This is a genomic window from Bacillus cereus group sp. N24 (assembly GCF_016483345.1).
Taxonomy (GTDB): Bacteria; Bacillota; Bacilli; order Bacillales; family Bacillaceae_G; genus Bacillus_A; species Bacillus_A toyonensis.
Genome location: NZ_JAEHCA010000123.1, coordinates 1 through 309 on the forward strand (window position 1 = coordinate 1; position 309 = coordinate 309).

Consider the following 309-nt stretch of genomic DNA (forward strand, 5'->3'; position numbering starts at 1 on the left):
TGCTTATACACGCTTTTTCAAAAAACAAAACAGTGCCCCGTGTTTCAAATCTAAGAAGAACAACGTACAATCTTATAACACAAAACAAACAAATGAAAACATTGCCGTTGTAGGAAGCAAAATAAAATTGCCAAAACTAGGTCTTGTTCGATTTGCTAAAAGTCGTGAAGTAAAGGGACGTATTTTAAATGCTACAGTTAGACGGAACCCTTCTGGCAGATATTTTGTGTCCTTGTTAGTTGAAACAGAAGTGCAAGAACTTCCGAAAACAAATTCTTACATTGGAATGGATGTGGGACTAAAAGATTT

At 35.3% G+C, this 309-nt stretch carries 1 pseudogene; it reads left to right on the plus strand.

Going from position 1 to position 309, the window contains the following annotated elements:
• A pseudogene (locus JDS95_RS30680) lies at window positions 1-309 on the plus strand (IS200/IS605 family element RNA-guided endonuclease TnpB); the annotation flags it as partial.